Below are 15,015 nucleotides of genomic sequence, written 5' to 3'. Positions count from 1 at the left end.
CGTTTTTAAATGGTAATGTCTCACGATACGATAGCAGCGATCGCGACGGCAGTCGGGGAAGGCAGTATTGCCATTATCCGAATTAGCGGACCAGATGCCATTGCGCGGACGACTGCTATTTTTCAAACAAAAGATAATTTCGAGGCAGCAAATACGCATACGGTTCATTATGGCCATATTGTAGATCCTGCGACGAACGAACGAGTGGAGGAAGTGCTCGTAACGATCATGCGCGGACCGCGTTCTTTCACAGGTGAGGATGTTGTCGAAATCGGCACGCATGGCGGTGTTATTGCAGCGCAAAATGTACTGCAGCTTGTGCTTCGTCAAGGTGACGTGCGGTTGGCTGAACCGGGTGAGTTTACGAAGCGGGCATTCCTGAATGGTCGAATTGACCTTACGCAGGCGGAAGCCGTTATAGATTTGATTCGGTCGAAGTCCGACCGTGCGTTCCAGGTGGCGAGGAAGCAGTCGGAGGGGGCACTGACGAAGCAAATTAAGCCGCTGCGACAGCAGATCCTCGAAGTAATTGCGCATGTAGAAGTGAATATCGATTACCCCGAGCATGATGTCGAAGAGCTGACGAGCGCATTCATCCGTACCCAGTGCGGTATGGCGCTGGAAGGCGTTAACCGGTTGCTTAAAACCGCTTCAGAAGGGAAAATATTGCGTGAGGGCATTGTGACGGCGATTGTCGGACGACCGAATGTCGGCAAATCTTCGCTGCTCAATGCGCTGTCGCGCTCAAATAAAGCGATTGTAACTGATATTCCAGGTACAACACGTGATGTTATTGAAGAGTATGTCACCATTAACGGGATTCCACTCCGACTGCTGGATACGGCAGGCATCCGTGAAACATCCGATGTGGTGGAGAGGATCGGTGTCGAGCGTTCGCGCTCTGCGCTGGAGGACGCTGATCTTATTCTGTTCGTACTGAATCAGAATGAGCCGCTGCATGACGATGATCGGGAATTGATGAATAAGCTCGCTGACCGACAGGTTGTCGTTATTTTGAACAAAATCGATCTGCCGAAGCAGCTGGATACAAGCGAGCTTGAGCGTCTGTTCCCGTCTGAGCGTATCGTGCAGATGTCGGTGCAGGAGGAGCAAGGGATTGATCGACTTGAACAAGTCGTGAGTGATATGTTCTTCACAGGCGGTATTGAAACGAACGATCTGACCTATGTCACGAATGTACGTCATATTTCGCTGCTGGAGCGGGCTAAGCAGTCGCTTACAGATGCAATTGATGCGACAAATGCAGGAGTGCCGATTGATATTACGCAGATCGACATTACGCAGGCGTGGGAGCTGCTTGGTGAAGTGATAGGCGACGCAGCAGGCGAATCGCTGCTGGATCAAATATTTTCGCAGTTTTGCTTGGGCAAATAAGAATCAGAAAGTCGGGAGGGAAATACAATGGGATACTTCGGAGGAAGTTATGACGTTATTGTCGTCGGCGCCGGTCATGCCGGCTCTGAAGCGGCACTTGCTGCGGCGCGTATGGGCTGCGAAACGCTGCTGCTGACGATCAACCTTGATATGGTCGCTTTCATGCCGTGCAATCCGTCGATCGGCGGACCGGCAAAAGGTCATGTGGTTCGTGAAATTGATGCTCTAGGCGGTGAAATGGGCCGCAACATCGACCGTACGTTTATTCAAATGCGGATGCTGAACACAGGCAAAGGGCCTGCGGTTCATGCACTTCGTGCACAGGCCGATAAGTTCGATTATCAGCATGTAATGAAGCGGACGATTGAGGAAACCGAGCATCTGACGCTCCGTCAGGGAATGGTTGAAGAGCTGATCGTCGAGGAAGGCAAGTGTGTGGGTGTTATTACGAAGACGGGTGCGGAATACCGTTCGAAGACGGTCGTTATTACGACAGGCACCTATATGCGTGGCAAAATCATTATGGGCGAGCTCATGTATGAAAGTGGTCCGAACAACCAGCAGCCTTCGGTTAAGCTGTCGCAATGTTTGAAGGAGCTCGGCTTCCAACTGGCACGCTTCAAAACGGGTACACCGCCGCGCGTTCATGGCGACACCATTGATTTCAGCAAAACGGAAATTCAACCTGGCGATGACAAGCCGCAATTTTTCTCGTATGAGACAGAGAGTTCGAATAATGAGCAGCTGCCATGCTGGCTGACATACACGTCGGAGACGACGCATCAGATCATTAGTGATAACCTGCATCGTGCACCGATGTTCTCAGGTATGATTGAAGGAACAGGTCCGAAATATTGCCCTTCAATCGAGGACAAAATCGTTCGTTTCGCCGACCGGCCGAAGCATCAGATTTTCCTTGAGCCAGAAGGCAAGAACACGTCTGAGTACTATGTGCAAGGCTTGTCGACGAGTATGCCAGAGGATGTGCAGCTGAACATGCTGCGTTCGATTCCTGGTTTGGAAAAAGTGGAGATGATGCGGACGGGCTACGCGATCGAGTATGATGCAGTCGTGCCGACGCAGCTGTGGCCAACGCTCGAGACGAAACTGGTGGAAGGTCTCTTCACAGCAGGGCAAATCAATGGTACTTCGGGTTACGAGGAAGCGGGCGGTCAAGGGATTGTCGCAGGTATTAATGCGGCGCGCAAAGCGCAGGGCAAATCACCTGTTATTATCGAGCGTTCCCAAGGCTATATCGGCGTAATGATCGACGATCTCGTAACGAAGGGGACGACGGAGCCTTACCGTCTGCTCACTTCAAGAGCTGAATACCGTTTGCTGCTTCGCCATGATAATGCGGATCTACGTCTCACGCCGATTGGCTATGATATCGGTCTGATCAAGCAAGACCGTTACGATCGCTTCTTGAACAAAAAGGCGCTGGTTGAGCAGGAGATCGAGCGTTTGAAGTCGGCTAAAATTCGTGCGGAAGAGCCCGTTCAGTCGATGCTCGAAGAGATCGGTTCGGCTCCGCTGACAGGCGGCTGCTCCGCGTTGTCGCTGCTGCTCCGTCCTGAGGTTACGTATGCGCATGTTGAACGGCTGGCGCCGGCTCCATACGAGTTGACGGAAGAGATGAAGGAGCAAGTCGAGATTCAAGTGAAGTACAGCGGTTATATCGAGAAGCAGCTGCAGCAGGTTGAGCGGATGAACAAGATGGAGAAGAAGCGAATTCCAGATGACATCGACTATTTCGACGTTCATGGCCTTGCAAACGAGGCGAAGACGAATCTGTCTAACATTCGACCGATCTCCATTGGTCAGGCATCCCGCACGGCGGGTGTTACACCTGCTGACATCTCAATTCTGCTCGTTTACCTGGAACACTACAATCGGGTAACAGCATCGCGGCATGCGGCACGGGGGTAACGAAACTAGATGGATCAAACATGGACGTGGTTCAGCAGCAAACTTGCGGAGCACGGAATTATGCTGACTGAAGAGCAACTGAACCAATTCGAACAATATTATAAGCTGCTGGTCGAATGGAACGAGCGAATGAATTTGACCGGCATTACGGAGCGGGAAGCGGTATATGAGAAGCATTTTTACGATTCCGTATCGCTCTCATTCTACGTCGATATAAATGGGGCAAGCAGTATTGCCGATATCGGATCAGGCGCAGGATTCCCGAGCCTGCCGATTAAGATCTGCTTCCCGCATCTGAAGGTAACAATCGTAGATTCGTTGAACAAGCGGATTGCGTTCCTGCAGCATGTTGTTTCGGAGCTTGGACTTCAGAACGTCACGTGTCTGCATGGCAGAGCCGAAGATATCGCAAGATTACCAGAGCACCGTGATCAATATGATCTAGTGACGGCTCGGGCGGTGGCGAAGCTCAATGTATTGAATGAGTTCTGCCTTCCATTCGCACGGAAGGGCGGTACATTCGCTGCAATGAAGGGTGGAGACCCTTCGGAGGAGCTGCATGAGGCAGCAACAAGCATGCGTGAGCTTCGGGCGAAGCGAATTGGCGTTGAAGCGATGCAGCTTCCTTGGGAGCAATCGGAGCGGCATATCGTACTGCTGCAGAAGACGGATCAGACGCCAAAGAAATATCCACGCAAGGCGGGAACGCCTTTAAAGCAGCCAATCGTATAATTGATCCATGCAACCTTTGCCGTGAATGTTTCACGTGAAACATTCACGGCAAACTTATTTGTGCCGATATAGATGTCAAGCAGGAAATGAGAATTCTTATATCGAATAGATAATAGGCAAGAATGTACTCGGAGAATGTAGTACAGGCATTGATCGGTCGTACGGACAATGGCATATTAAAATCGGGTGGTAGTTGACACTATGAAAGAACAGTTCTCACGGTTGTTCGGGATAGCCGATCAACGAAACAATCCGGAATCGGATGAAGTGAAGCAAATTCCGATTGGCGACATCGATACGAGCCCTTACCAGCCTCGGACGATCTTCGATGATGATCGTATTGATGAGTTATGCCAAACGATTAAGACTCATGGCGTTATTCAGCCAATTGTCGTTCGTTTGCGTAATGGTCGCTATGAGATTATTGCTGGTGAGCGTCGTTGGCGTGCAGTCACCAAGCTTGGACTAGAAAAAATACCGGCCATCGTACGTGAATTCAACGATTCACAGGCTGCATCTATCGCGTTAATCGAGAATTTGCAGCGTGAAGGTCTTACAGCGCTTGAGGAAGCGATTGCTTATCAGAAGCTGATCGATCTTCATCAGTTGACGCAAGAGAGCCTGGCGCAGCGTCTTGGCAAAAGCCAATCGACGATAGCGAACAAGATTCGTCTGCTCGGATTAAGTGACCCGGTAAAAATTGCGCTGATGGAACGGAAAATTACGGAACGTCATGCTAGAGCGCTTCTTTCCCTCGACACAGAAGAGCTGCAGGTGAAGGTTCTAGGTGATATCATCTCAAAAGAATTGAACGTTAAGCAGACAGAAGCTCGAGTTGCTTTCTATAAGGAAGCTTCAAAAGCGAAGAAGGCTAGACGCATTTCGTTCACGAAAGATGTTCGGCTTGCGCTCAACACGATTCGTCAATCGATTGAGATGGTGACGACTTCCGGATTGAAGATTGATACGAAAGAAAATGATCGTGATGATCATTACGAAATTATAATACACATTCCGAAACGTTAATTTGTTGCTCGATAGCTGGTTCGACGTTGCCTGGCGAAGCGGTCGTTAAGGCCGCCTTTTCTGCCCACATAGGGAGAATATATTACTTACGAAGGTATTGAAGTGGGGTAGAATTTTCTGATGGCGATAAAACTTACCTCTAAACGCGGTCGCTCACTTGGAGAGGCCTCGCTAGAGGTTTTCTCATTTTCAGACGAATCGATTGCACACACACAAGAGGTGAACGGATTGGCTAAAACAATTGCGATTACGAACCAGAAGGGCGGTGTCGGGAAAACGACAACGTCCGTGAATCTGGGAGCGTGCCTAGCCTCGCTGGGTAAACGCGTGCTATTGGTTGATATAGATCCGCAGGGGAATACGACAAGTGGAATCGGGATCAACAAGGCGGACGTTGAAAACTGCATTTATGATATTCTTATCGATGATGTGCATCCGAAGGATGCTATTTGTTCGACCAATGTACCGGGTCTGAATATTATTCCGGCTACGATTCAACTTGCAGGTGCCGAGATCGAGATGGTCTCGACGATATCGCGTGAGGTTCGCTTGAAGAAGGCTCTTCAGCTGGTGAGCAAGGATTACGATTATATTCTGATCGACTGTCCTCCTTCGCTTGGTCTCTTGACGATTAATTCGCTTACTGCGGCTGATTCCGTTCTAATTCCGATTCAATGCGAGTATTACGCATTGGAAGGGTTGAGCCAACTGCTCAATACCGTTCGTCTTGTTCAGAAGCATTTGAATACGAGTCTTCAAATCGAAGGTGTATTGCTGACGATGTTCGATGCGAGAACGAACCTAGGTATTCAAGTCATCGAAGAAGTGAAGAAGTATTTCCAACAGAAAGTGTACCAGACCATTATCCCGCGTAATGTCCGGCTGAGCGAGGCGCCTTCGCACGGACAGGCAATTATCACATACGATCCACGCTCCAAGGGCGCAGAGGTGTATCTCGAGCTGGCGAAGGAAGTGATCATGTATGAGCAAGCGGCTAGGTAAAGGACTTGATGCGCTCATTCCGTCGCTATCGGTTAAGGATGACGATAAGGTAATTGAAGTTTCATTAACGCAGTTGAGACCGAACCCTTATCAGCCTCGGAAGACATTCGATGAGGAATCGATCAAAGAATTAGCGGAGTCGATCAAACAGCATGGTGTCATTCAGCCGATTATCGTTCGGACGGTGCTTAGAGGCTATGAAATCATTGCTGGTGAGCGGCGTTTCCGTGCTTCACAGTTGTGCGGCAACACAACGATACCAGCGGTCGTAAGAAAGTTTACGGATCAGCAGGTTATGGAGATCGCGCTGATCGAGAACTTGCAGCGTGAAGATCTGAATGCTATTGAGACAGCTATTGCGTATCAAGCGCTGATGGATAAGTTCGAACTGACGCAGGAAGAGCTGTCGATGAAGGTGGGTAAGTCTCGCTCGCACATTGCGAACTTCCTCCGTCTGCTGACGCTTCCGCCGAGTATCAAGGAAGATGTTTCACGTGGAACATTATCGATGGGGCATGCGCGTGCACTCGTCGGCTTGAAGGACACGAATCAACAGCTAGAGTTGGCACGGTTGACGATCGAGCAAGAGTGGAGTGTACGGGAGCTAGAGGCGGCCACTCAGACGCAGCCAGAGAAACAGCCGGACAAAGATAAGACGGCAAAGGCGAAGAAACGTGATCCTTATCTGGAAAGCATGGAAGAGACGCTCCGCGACCAATTCAAGACGACGGTTCGGATTAAACAGCAGAAGGATAAAGGACGCATCGAACTGATGTATTATAACAAACAGGATCTCGAACGACTGCTTGAATTGCTGCAGCAGCATCTTGCATAGCATTGTACGATGAACGTTATCATTCTACCAATTAACAATTTATGAACTGACGAGTAGATGAAAAGGCCGTTCCTGTTGGCGAGGTGAATCGGGTTGTTGCCGACCCTTGAAGGGAGCAACGCGATTTATTCCGAGTCTCCGAAGGACCTCGATAAAGGTTTTCTCATAGGAAGTACAAGAGCGATAGCATACCTCAGTGGTCATAGTTCCTGTTGTTTAGGGACGTATACACGGTGGTATGCTATTTGTTGCCATATAGGAAAGTTTGTATTAGTCAAAGGATCGTCGGTGGTCGAGGTGGTGAGGCATTCATGTTAAAGAACGATTTCCTCGGTTTTAATCTTTAACGCTTGCAAGGGTGGAAGGAGAACGAGTGAATGGATCAACAGAAAGTGATTTATTTGGACCATGCAGCAACCTCATGGCCGAAGCCGCCTGAAGTCATTGATGCAGTGCGTGATGCAATGCTGTATGATACGGCAAACCCTGGACGAGGAAGTCACGCAATGGCAGTGCGTTCGAGTCGACATTTATTTAATGCGCGCAAGCAACTGGCGAAGTTGTTCCGGATTGGCAATCCGAACGATATTGCATTCGCATCAAACACGACGGCTGCACTGAACTTAGCGATTAAGGGATTCTTGAGACCGGGTGATCATGTAGTGTCGACGGCTGTTGAACACAACTCGGTAAGACGGCCGCTCGAATATTTGAAGCATGCGCTTGGTATTAACGTAACTTATGTAGAGGCAGATCCGTATGGAAGTATAGAACCGAAGCGTGTGGAGGAAGCGATTGTGCCTTCAACGACGCTTGTCATCGTTAACCATAGTTCGAATCTGCTTGGAGCGATAGCGCCTGTAGCAGACATCGGTGAGATCTGCCGAAAGCACGGTGTGAAACTGCTGGTCGACGGCGCACAAAGTGCGGGCATTCTACCGATCGATGTAAACGCGATGGGGATCGATATGCTGGCTTTTCCGGGGCATAAGGGACTGCTTGGGCCTCAGGGGACTGGCGGGCTTTATATCCATCCTGAGATTGATCTGACGCCATTGCTGCATGGCGGGACCGGCAGCCAGTCGGAAGCACCAGAGCAGCCTAATGTCAGGCCTGACCGATACGAGGCAGGGACGCCGAATACGCCGGGCTTCGCGGGATTGGCCGCAGGTGTGCGTTACATATTGAATGAGTCAGTTGAAACGATCCATACTAAGGAATGGCGGCTAACACAGCTGATGATGGAGCAACTGTCAGCGATTCCGGGCATACAGCTGCTTGGTCCGTCCGTAGGACAACCACGAACAGGTATCGTAGCTTTTAACCTAGAGGGAGCAGAGGCATCGGAGTTGTCATTCATTCTAGACCAGCATTATGGAATCGCTGTACGGGCAGGATACCATTGTTCGCCGCTTGCCCATGCATCGGCAGGTACGCTCGAAAAAGGTGCTGTACGAGCAAGTGTGGGCTGTTACACGACTGAGGAAGAGGCGCAGGCGCTTGTAGAGGCGATGAAGGAAATAAGCGCTCATTATCCAGCCGGATAACGAAGACAAGTAATATTAGACAGGTATAATGCTTGGTTATTGGATCATATAATGGTCGAGTCAGCAGCAAATATTGTATTTGGGACTAACGGGATTTATAGCAGCGGGGGAGCGAGTTTGGATGAATGAAGCATTGTCGCCTATGCAGGTAGCAGTAGTAGCATTATCTGTCGTAATTGTATTGTTGATTATCTGGATGTCAGTCATTGGTCGCCGGTTAAAAAAACTAAGAAAACAGTATGTTGCATCGATGGATGGAATGGGCGTTACGAACCTAGAGGAAATGCTTATTGAGATTAGACAGCAGCTGGATGATCAGCAGATCAAGATGGCTGAACAAGACAAGGCGTATGAGAAGTTGGAGAAAGCGTTGAGTGAATCGAGAGGCAAGGTAGCCGTACATCGCTACAATGCATTCGCAGAGAATGGGAGCGATCTGAGCTTCTCGCTGGCTATTATTAATGACTCGCAGGACGGAATCGTACTGAGCGGCCTTCATAGTCGGGAAGATACGTATGTGTATGCAAAGCCGCTCGAGAAAGGGAGCTCGCCATATACGCTTACGCCAGAGGAGAAGAAGGCCGTTACTCTTGCATCGCAGCAGGCCTAGAACTACGGCAGTTCATGATGGCTGAGAAGAGGCTATGGGCAATCACGTCGGCCATGCGCATAACGAGATGAAGCCGCGTATTCTGAAGGACGAAGTATTCCATGAAGCCGCCAACATTAACGATTCCCGTAATGTGCATGTCACCGACAGGTGGAAGCTGCTTGTTCACACCGGCGCCGGGCCGTACAGGTCCGATGCCGACTTGAATATTGCCGACACTCGTAACTTGTCCTAGACAAGCGTCAATTCCGATGACGAAGGAATGCGGATGCTGGCGATGAATTTGATTAAGTGTTTCCTCCAAATTCATCGCATGGACAGGCTCCTCCAATGTGCCATACAGCTCAAAGTGCGAACTGCGGTAGTTGCCGAGTGTCGTCCCAATCAGCGGACCGAGTGAATCGCCAGTGGAGCGGTCGGTGCCAACGCATACGACAACAATGCGCTGATTGCCGGATAAGCCGTTCAGCAGAACGGTTAAACGGTTGGTCAGTATGCCGGACGCATTTGGTTCTTGATAAGGCACCTTCAAAGGCGATTCATATAACGATGACAGTTTCATAGTTTCCCCTCCGCCTCTCGTAATGTAATACTAGTATATGGTTGGGACAACCAATTTATACTTGTGTGAGAAAATATACACCGCAGCGAAAAGCGGGTAGAGACCTGCCTGTATTATGTTTCCGACCATAGTGATCGGATTGCAGCAAAGAGTTGCAGCAGAGTCTCGGGCAGCCTTATTTTAGGAGAGTGCATATGCTTATCGCCTTCGATTCAACGCAGCAAGCCCTTCGTATGGAGATGCTGCTAGAATATATTGATATTGAGATTGATTTGTGTCCGACCCCAAAGGGTATAACAGCAGGGTGTGCGTTATCGATCCGATTCCCCGATGAAGATGAGACTGCCGTGTGGGACGTCATTGAAACGGAGAAGGTTGAAATTCGTGGCATGTTTCGGGAGCTGGCTGGCGGAGAGCATTTCGAGCAGATTGTACGAGATTAAACAGCAGGACGATAATTAGACATCAGGTGCAATTGCAAGGAAGGGCAGGCTGAGGAAAGATGGGCATCACGCAGGCTTGGAATGAGGTCGTCGATTGGTTATCAAGTCATGAGAGATGGGCGGACATTGGGCTATCGATTGTTCGGGTCGCAGCGATTCTCGTAATTGGCAGGGTTGTAGAGCTTGTTATACATAAGTCCATTAACCGAATGATGATCGAGCGGGAGATGAAGCAGGCCAGCTACACACGCCGTGTGCTGACTGTCGGGAAGCTGCTGAAGAATGTATCGACTTATTTGATTTATTTCGTCGGGGCGCTTCTGATTCTGGCGGAATTCAATGTTAATCTGGCTCCATTGCTTGCGGGTGCAGGTGTTATCAGCTTAGCGATCGGTTTCGGTGCGCAAAGTTTGGTGAAGGACATTATTACGGGGTTTTTCATTATTCTAGAGGATCAATTCGCGGTAGGCGACGTTATACAGGTCGGACAGTTCAAAGGAACGGTTGAATTGATTGGTCTGCGAACAACAAGAGTGAAGAGCTGGACGGGTGAGATGCACATCATTCCGAATGGCATGATTAACGAAGTAACGAACTTCTCGATGAACAACTCGGTTGCATTCGTTGATATCGCCATTGCCTATGAGGAAGACGTAGATCGCGCAATTGAAATAATGAAGAAGACGCTTGAGTCTGATACACTGGTGCTAGAGCATACTACTGGCAAGCCGCAGGTGCTTGGCGTGCAGACGCTTGGACCGGAGCAGGTTACTCTGCGCGTGATTGTGGAATGTTTGCCTACGATGCAGGTGGTCGTATCACGTGCACTAAACGCCATCATTAAGCGGGCATTCGATGAGCATCATATTGATCTGCCTTATCCAAGAATGGTGACGTACCAGCGGACGGAGAGAGGAGAGATTCGAAATGGAACGTAAAGAGTTTCAGTTGGGCGACGTTGTCCAGATGAAGAAGCAGCATCCTTGCGGAACTAACGAGATGGAGATTATACGGATGGGCATGGATATTCGCATCAAGTGTGTAGGGTGTCAGCATAGCGTTCTTATTCCTCGGGCTAAGTTTGAGAAAAACATGAAGAAAGTGCTTCGATCCAAAGAGGATGGACAGCAGCAGAATGCAGCAAGTGGGTCAGAGTAGCAGTCGAACGAAGTAGATGAAATAGAACTATTCCGACAATTTGAAAAGACTTGCAATGACATTTACGGTGTGTTATTATAAGTCTTGTCTTCACCACGGAGAGGTACCCAAGAGGCCCAAGGGGGCTGACTCGAAATCAGCTAGGCGTGTCAAAGCGTGCGTGGGTTCGAATCCCACCTTCTCCGCCATACATAGCGACTAACGGTTCTCGATTTAATCGAGGGCCGTTTTTTTATTTGTCATCCTGGATCCTTTTGAAGGATCTCCTACCCACCCAAACCCTCCCTGCAAGGGAGGGCTCCAAAGGGCTTGTGCCCTCTGGACTCCCTACAAGGACGCAACTTTGATGATGCGGGTCGTGCGCTCGCTCTTGCCGCTGAAGCGGCAAAGCTTTTGTTCAAAGTACCTAGGTACGGTCTATCGCCCGCATCCTTATTTCGTGCGTGTCCACCAGTCACCGCCCATTGATGAGACTGCGATAAGCTGCTCCAGTTGGTGCAAGAGAGGGATAAGGAGATATCAATGAGTAATGTAAATTTCAAGAGCGTCTCCCAAAGCCCTATGACAGGGCTTTTTTGTTTATCCCTACGGCTCATTGATCTTTATTGGTTCTGGTTCACAGAGTGTCGCAGCGGGCCGAAGGTTCATTAATGGGCGGTGACTGTTGAACATGAGCGAACACAGTGTGCGGACCGCGGACCATATCTAGATACTTAGAACAAAAGCTTTGCCGCGAATGCGGCAAGGGCGTGCGGACGATCCACATGAACACGAGCGGTACTTGTGAGGAGTCCAGAGGTCACAGGACCTCTGGGGCCCTCCCTTGCAGGGAGGGTTTGGGTGGGTAGAAAAAGGGTAGAAAAAAGAGCCCTTGCGGGCTCTCTTTGACGGCTTGTGAAGGATATGAAACTGATCACTTCTGACGTAAGAAACTTCGGATCATCGTCACGAATTCGCGGCAGAATTCGTCGTGTTCATCCGATACCCTAGTTGGGCGATCTTTGAAACTTTACGATGGTGTTACAGACGTTGTCTTTAGCACAACCCCTCGCTTCTTTCATAAGTGTCAAATTTCTACGGATTCCATCTAACAATCGTGTTCAACGGAATTGCACCTCTCATTTCGCCGTCGATAGTATAATGCGCTGAGGGGAGCTTGTTTATGCATCGGATTTTTAACGAATTGTTAACGATTCGAAATTATTGCTTCGGCATCCGTTTCCATTTGCGCTCATGGTTGCTCGTCTCCGGGAAACGCTGCCCTTTGTGAAGCTTAACGATCTGCGGGTTGTTGATGCCCATATGGAACGAGTTTACGCCATCTTCAATATAAGTGCCGTCGTTAGGTGCCTTGTCGCCAGGCGAGAATAATGTCCATTCACCCATCGATCTCGATCCCTCCATTATGTGTAGGTACTTACGAAGCGCAGATATATGCTGCGTCTCCGTTGTAGTGTGCGCCTGGCCGCTCCATTGCAAACAGGTAGAATTCGGTGATGCTTCCGTGCTTGCCACCAGTAGGCCAATTTGGTATAGTAATATGGTATGCGAGTTAGCGCTCGCTCCTTGCTCCCGTTTACGGGGGCCGCAAAGTCCATGAGGAGGTGAATCAAATGCGCAAATATGAAGTAATGTACATCCTTCGTTCTGATGTGGAACAAGAATCTGTTCAAGCTATCGTTGACAAATTCAATGGCGTCATCACGAACGGCGGCGGTGAAGTTGCTAAAACTGACCTCATCGGTAAACGTCGTCTTGCGTATGAGATCAACAAGCAACGTGACGGAATCTATGTTCTCGTACACTTCTCCGCTCCGGTAGAAGTTATCGCAGAACTCGATCGTGTCATGAAGATTGCGGACGAAGTTGTTCGTGTTCTTATCGTTAAAGATGTTGCTTAATGATGTACGCAGGGATCGATCGATTGGGAGGTTATCGCGATGTTGAACCGTGTGATTCTGATTGGCAGATTAACGCGCGATCCTGAATTGCGCTATACGCCTGCAGGTGTCGCAGTAACGCAGTTTACGCTGGCGGTCGACCGGCCATTTACAAGTGGCGGGGGCGAACGTGAAGCTGATTTCATACCAGTCGTAACGTGGAGGCAGCTTGCTGAAACGTGTGCGAACTATCTTCGCAAGGGGCGTCTTGCAGCGGTCGAAGGCCGTATTCAAGTGCGCAACTACGAGAACAACGAAGGCAAACGCGTCTATGTAACGGAAGTGATTGCTGACAACGTTCGTTTCTTGGAATCCGGCAACCGTGATAACGGTGGCGGTGGACGTGAAGAAAGCGGCGGCGGTTATGGCGGAGGCAATAGCGGTGGCGGCGGCTACGGCGGTGGAGGTAATAGCGGATTTGGCGGCGGTGGCAACACTGGCGGCGGATCGTATGGCGGAGGCCGTTCCGGCGGCGGAAACCAACGGAATGACAAGGATCCATTCTCCGATGACGGAAGACCGATCGATATTTCGGAAGATGATTTGCCATTTTAATTGAAAGGATGGGTTCGAACATGAGCTTCAAGCCACGCGAAGAAGGACAAGATCGTCCAGAACGTAAATTCGGCGGTCGTAAAGGCCGTAACAAGCGCCGTAAAGTGTGCTATTTCACGGTTAACAAAATCAAGAATATTGATTACAAAGACACCGATCTGCTCCGTAAATTCATCAGCGAGCGCGGCAAAATTTTGCCACGCCGTGTGACGGGTACGAGTGCGAAGTATCAGCGTCTTCTGACGGTTGCGATCAAACGCGCTCGTCAAATCGCTCTTCTGCCGTACACGACGGAATAGTTCGATTACAAGAGGCAGCCGGCATTTAGCCGGCTGCTTTTTTTGTCCCTATGCATATAGTCAGTACTTGTACGCTTGCTGCTCTGCAAAGTCCCCGATGATCGGGAGCTTAAACCACTTGCCTTGAAGCGCAAGCAGCATAAGGGCAAGCCATAGGATAAACGATAATGGTACGAGCAGTGCAGCAGCGAACCACCCGATTAACGGAATCATACCTAGAATGAGATGGATGACAATCAGTGTGGCAGAGACGATAATCGATTGCATGGCATGGAATTTGACGAACCGGCTCTGCTTCTCGAGGACGAGGAACAAGAAGCCGGATACAAAGCTGCCGAAATAACAGAGCATCGCGGCCACTTTGGCATCCATGCCTGTAGAAGATTGATCAGGGCCAAGTGATGGAGGCTGCATCATTCATCCCCATCCTTTCTTTGGGAAACAAGGTTATGATTTATATATGATTGCTGGACCTTTATTATGTTTATATAGTAGGTGAAGCAGCATCCATCTGAAACGGAGGGTATATCAGGCATGAACATTGCGTTCTTTCTGCTGCCGAAGCAGCAGGTCATGCATATCCCGCAAAGTGCGACGTTAAGACAGACGCTTGAACGAATGGAGCATCATCGTTATACAGCAGTTCCTATTCTCGACCAGGACGGGATGTATGTTGGGACAGTGACGGAAGGCGATCTGCTGTGGCATATGAAAAATAACGATTTGTCATTCGATCAGACGAACAAAATTAAACTGTCAGACGTACCACTGCGCATGAGCAATCATCCGGTTCACGTCGATGCCGATATTCGTGATCTTATATCGCTCGTAAAAGTACAGAACTTCGTTCCAGTCATCGATGACTTGAAGCGGTTTATTGGTATTGTAAGAAGAAGTGACGTGATCGATTATTGTGAAAAAAATATGTGGGCCGGCGTGCCCCAAACTCTTCTGTAATGAATTTGCCGGAAGGTGACAACAA

General features: G+C 49.4%; 18 protein-coding genes and 1 tRNA gene. 16 read left to right on the top strand and 3 right to left on the bottom strand.

The annotated features are described in order from the left end of the window. Positions 1 to 15 precede the first annotated feature (15 nt). The 8 genes from mnmE (at position 16) to DFQ01_RS02765 (ending at position 9,076) form a co-directional block, all read left to right on the top strand. The gene (gene mnmE / locus DFQ01_RS02800; RefSeq protein WP_110042390.1) at positions 16 to 1,395 is read left to right on the top strand and encodes a tRNA uridine-5-carboxymethylaminomethyl(34) synthesis GTPase MnmE; all 1,380 of its coding nucleotides are present in this window, start codon (positions 16 to 18) and stop codon (positions 1,393 to 1,395) included. Between the two features lie 27 nt (positions 1,396 to 1,422). Continuing rightward, a complete protein-coding gene (gene mnmG / locus DFQ01_RS02795; RefSeq protein WP_110042339.1) occupies positions 1,423 to 3,324 on the top strand; it encodes a tRNA uridine-5-carboxymethylaminomethyl(34) synthesis enzyme MnmG in 1,902 nt (633 codons plus the stop codon). A 9-nt stretch (positions 3,325 to 3,333) separates the two neighbouring features. Further along, positions 3,334 to 4,056: a 16S rRNA (guanine(527)-N(7))-methyltransferase RsmG gene (rsmG, locus tag DFQ01_RS02790; RefSeq protein WP_110042338.1), complete on the top strand. Its 723-nt coding sequence runs from the start codon at positions 3,334 to 3,336 to the stop codon at positions 4,054 to 4,056. 201 nt (positions 4,057 to 4,257) lie between these two features. Beyond that, complete coding sequence (noc, locus tag DFQ01_RS02785) at positions 4,258 to 5,082, top strand: nucleoid occlusion protein (RefSeq protein ID WP_110042337.1); 825 nt, start codon at positions 4,258 to 4,260, stop codon at positions 5,080 to 5,082. A 228-nt stretch (positions 5,083 to 5,310) separates the two neighbouring features. Continuing rightward, the gene (locus DFQ01_RS02780; protein WP_110042336.1) at positions 5,311 to 6,084 is read left to right on the top strand and encodes a ParA family protein; all 774 of its coding nucleotides are present in this window, start codon (positions 5,311 to 5,313) and stop codon (positions 6,082 to 6,084) included. Further along, positions 6,065 to 6,919: a ParB/RepB/Spo0J family partition protein gene (locus tag DFQ01_RS02775; protein ID WP_110042335.1), complete on the top strand. Its 855-nt coding sequence runs from the start codon at positions 6,065 to 6,067 to the stop codon at positions 6,917 to 6,919. The genes DFQ01_RS02780 and DFQ01_RS02775 overlap by 20 nt, the downstream gene beginning before the upstream one ends. A 377-nt stretch (positions 6,920 to 7,296) precedes the next feature. Continuing rightward, positions 7,297 to 8,466 carry an aminotransferase class V-fold PLP-dependent enzyme gene (locus DFQ01_RS02770; RefSeq protein ID WP_110042334.1) on the top strand — a complete coding sequence of 390 codons (1,170 nt, stop codon included), beginning with the start codon at positions 7,297 to 7,299 and terminating at the stop codon, positions 8,464 to 8,466. Positions 8,467 to 8,587: 121 nt separating this feature from the next. Then, positions 8,588 to 9,076 (top strand): DUF4446 family protein, encoded by a 489-nt coding sequence (locus tag DFQ01_RS02765; protein ID WP_110042333.1) that lies wholly within the window; start codon positions 8,588 to 8,590, stop codon positions 9,074 to 9,076. On the opposite strand, the gene yyaC is transcribed toward DFQ01_RS02765, so the two are convergent. After that, entirely contained in the window at positions 9,051 to 9,638 is a 588-nt protein-coding gene (gene yyaC / locus DFQ01_RS02760) for a spore protease YyaC (protein ID WP_110042332.1), read from the bottom strand. The two genes, DFQ01_RS02765 and yyaC, sit on opposite strands and share 26 nt — an antisense overlap. Positions 9,639 to 9,832: 194 nt before the next feature. On the opposite strand from yyaC, the gene DFQ01_RS02755 reads away from it, so the two are divergent. The 4 genes from DFQ01_RS02755 (at position 9,833) to DFQ01_RS02740 (ending at position 11,427) form a co-directional block, all read left to right on the top strand. Next, the gene (locus DFQ01_RS02755) at positions 9,833 to 10,081 is read left to right on the top strand and encodes a putative Se/S carrier protein (protein WP_110042331.1); all 249 of its coding nucleotides are present in this window, start codon (positions 9,833 to 9,835) and stop codon (positions 10,079 to 10,081) included. 59 nt (positions 10,082 to 10,140) lie between these two features. After that, positions 10,141 to 11,019, top strand: coding sequence for a mechanosensitive ion channel family protein (locus DFQ01_RS02750; RefSeq protein ID WP_110042330.1), 879 nt, complete (start codon positions 10,141 to 10,143; stop codon positions 11,017 to 11,019). Further along, positions 11,009 to 11,239 carry a DUF951 domain-containing protein gene (locus DFQ01_RS02745; protein ID WP_110042329.1) on the top strand — a complete coding sequence of 77 codons (231 nt, stop codon included), beginning with the start codon at positions 11,009 to 11,011 and terminating at the stop codon, positions 11,237 to 11,239. Before DFQ01_RS02750 ends, DFQ01_RS02745 begins: the two co-directional genes overlap by 11 nt. A 97-nt stretch (positions 11,240 to 11,336) precedes the next feature. Continuing rightward, a tRNA-Ser gene (locus DFQ01_RS02740) sits at positions 11,337 to 11,427 on the top strand. A gap of 1,012 nt (positions 11,428 to 12,439) precedes the next feature. On the opposite strand, the gene DFQ01_RS02735 is transcribed toward DFQ01_RS02740, so the two are convergent. Further along, complete coding sequence (locus DFQ01_RS02735; RefSeq protein ID WP_110042328.1) at positions 12,440 to 12,625, bottom strand: YjzC family protein; 186 nt, start codon at positions 12,623 to 12,625, stop codon at positions 12,440 to 12,442. Between the two features lie 227 nt (positions 12,626 to 12,852). Here DFQ01_RS02735 and rpsF point away from each other — a divergent pair, with 227 nt between their 5' ends. Genes rpsF through rpsR form a run of 3 tightly spaced genes read left to right on the top strand, consistent with a single transcriptional unit; the run spans position 12,853 to position 14,033 of the window. Further along, positions 12,853 to 13,140, top strand: a complete 288-nt coding sequence (gene rpsF / locus DFQ01_RS02730; RefSeq protein WP_110042327.1) for a 30S ribosomal protein S6 — start codon at positions 12,853 to 12,855, stop codon at positions 13,138 to 13,140. Between the two features lie 39 nt (positions 13,141 to 13,179). After that, on the top strand, positions 13,180 to 13,734 hold the full coding sequence (gene ssb, locus DFQ01_RS02725; protein WP_110042326.1) for a single-stranded DNA-binding protein: 555 nt from the start codon (positions 13,180 to 13,182) through the stop codon (positions 13,732 to 13,734). 20 nt (positions 13,735 to 13,754) lie between these two features. Continuing rightward, entirely contained in the window at positions 13,755 to 14,033 is a 279-nt protein-coding gene (gene rpsR, locus DFQ01_RS02720) for a 30S ribosomal protein S18 (protein ID WP_110042325.1), read from the top strand. 60 nt (positions 14,034 to 14,093) lie between these two features. Here rpsR and DFQ01_RS02715 read toward each other — a convergent pair whose 3' ends face one another. After that, positions 14,094 to 14,450, bottom strand: a complete 357-nt coding sequence (locus DFQ01_RS02715; protein ID WP_342769974.1) for a DUF4870 domain-containing protein — start codon at positions 14,448 to 14,450, stop codon at positions 14,094 to 14,096. Between the two features lie 117 nt (positions 14,451 to 14,567). Here DFQ01_RS02715 and DFQ01_RS02710 point away from each other — a divergent pair, with 117 nt between their 5' ends. Continuing rightward, entirely contained in the window at positions 14,568 to 14,990 is a 423-nt protein-coding gene (locus DFQ01_RS02710) for a CBS domain-containing protein (protein ID WP_110042324.1), read from the top strand. The last annotated feature ends 25 nt before the right edge of the window (positions 14,991 to 15,015 follow it).

This window comes from Paenibacillus cellulosilyticus (assembly GCF_003182255.1).
Classification (GTDB): domain Bacteria; phylum Bacillota; class Bacilli; order Paenibacillales; family Paenibacillaceae; genus Paenibacillus_T; species Paenibacillus_T cellulosilyticus.
This window is presented reverse-complemented; position numbering and strand designations above follow the sequence as displayed.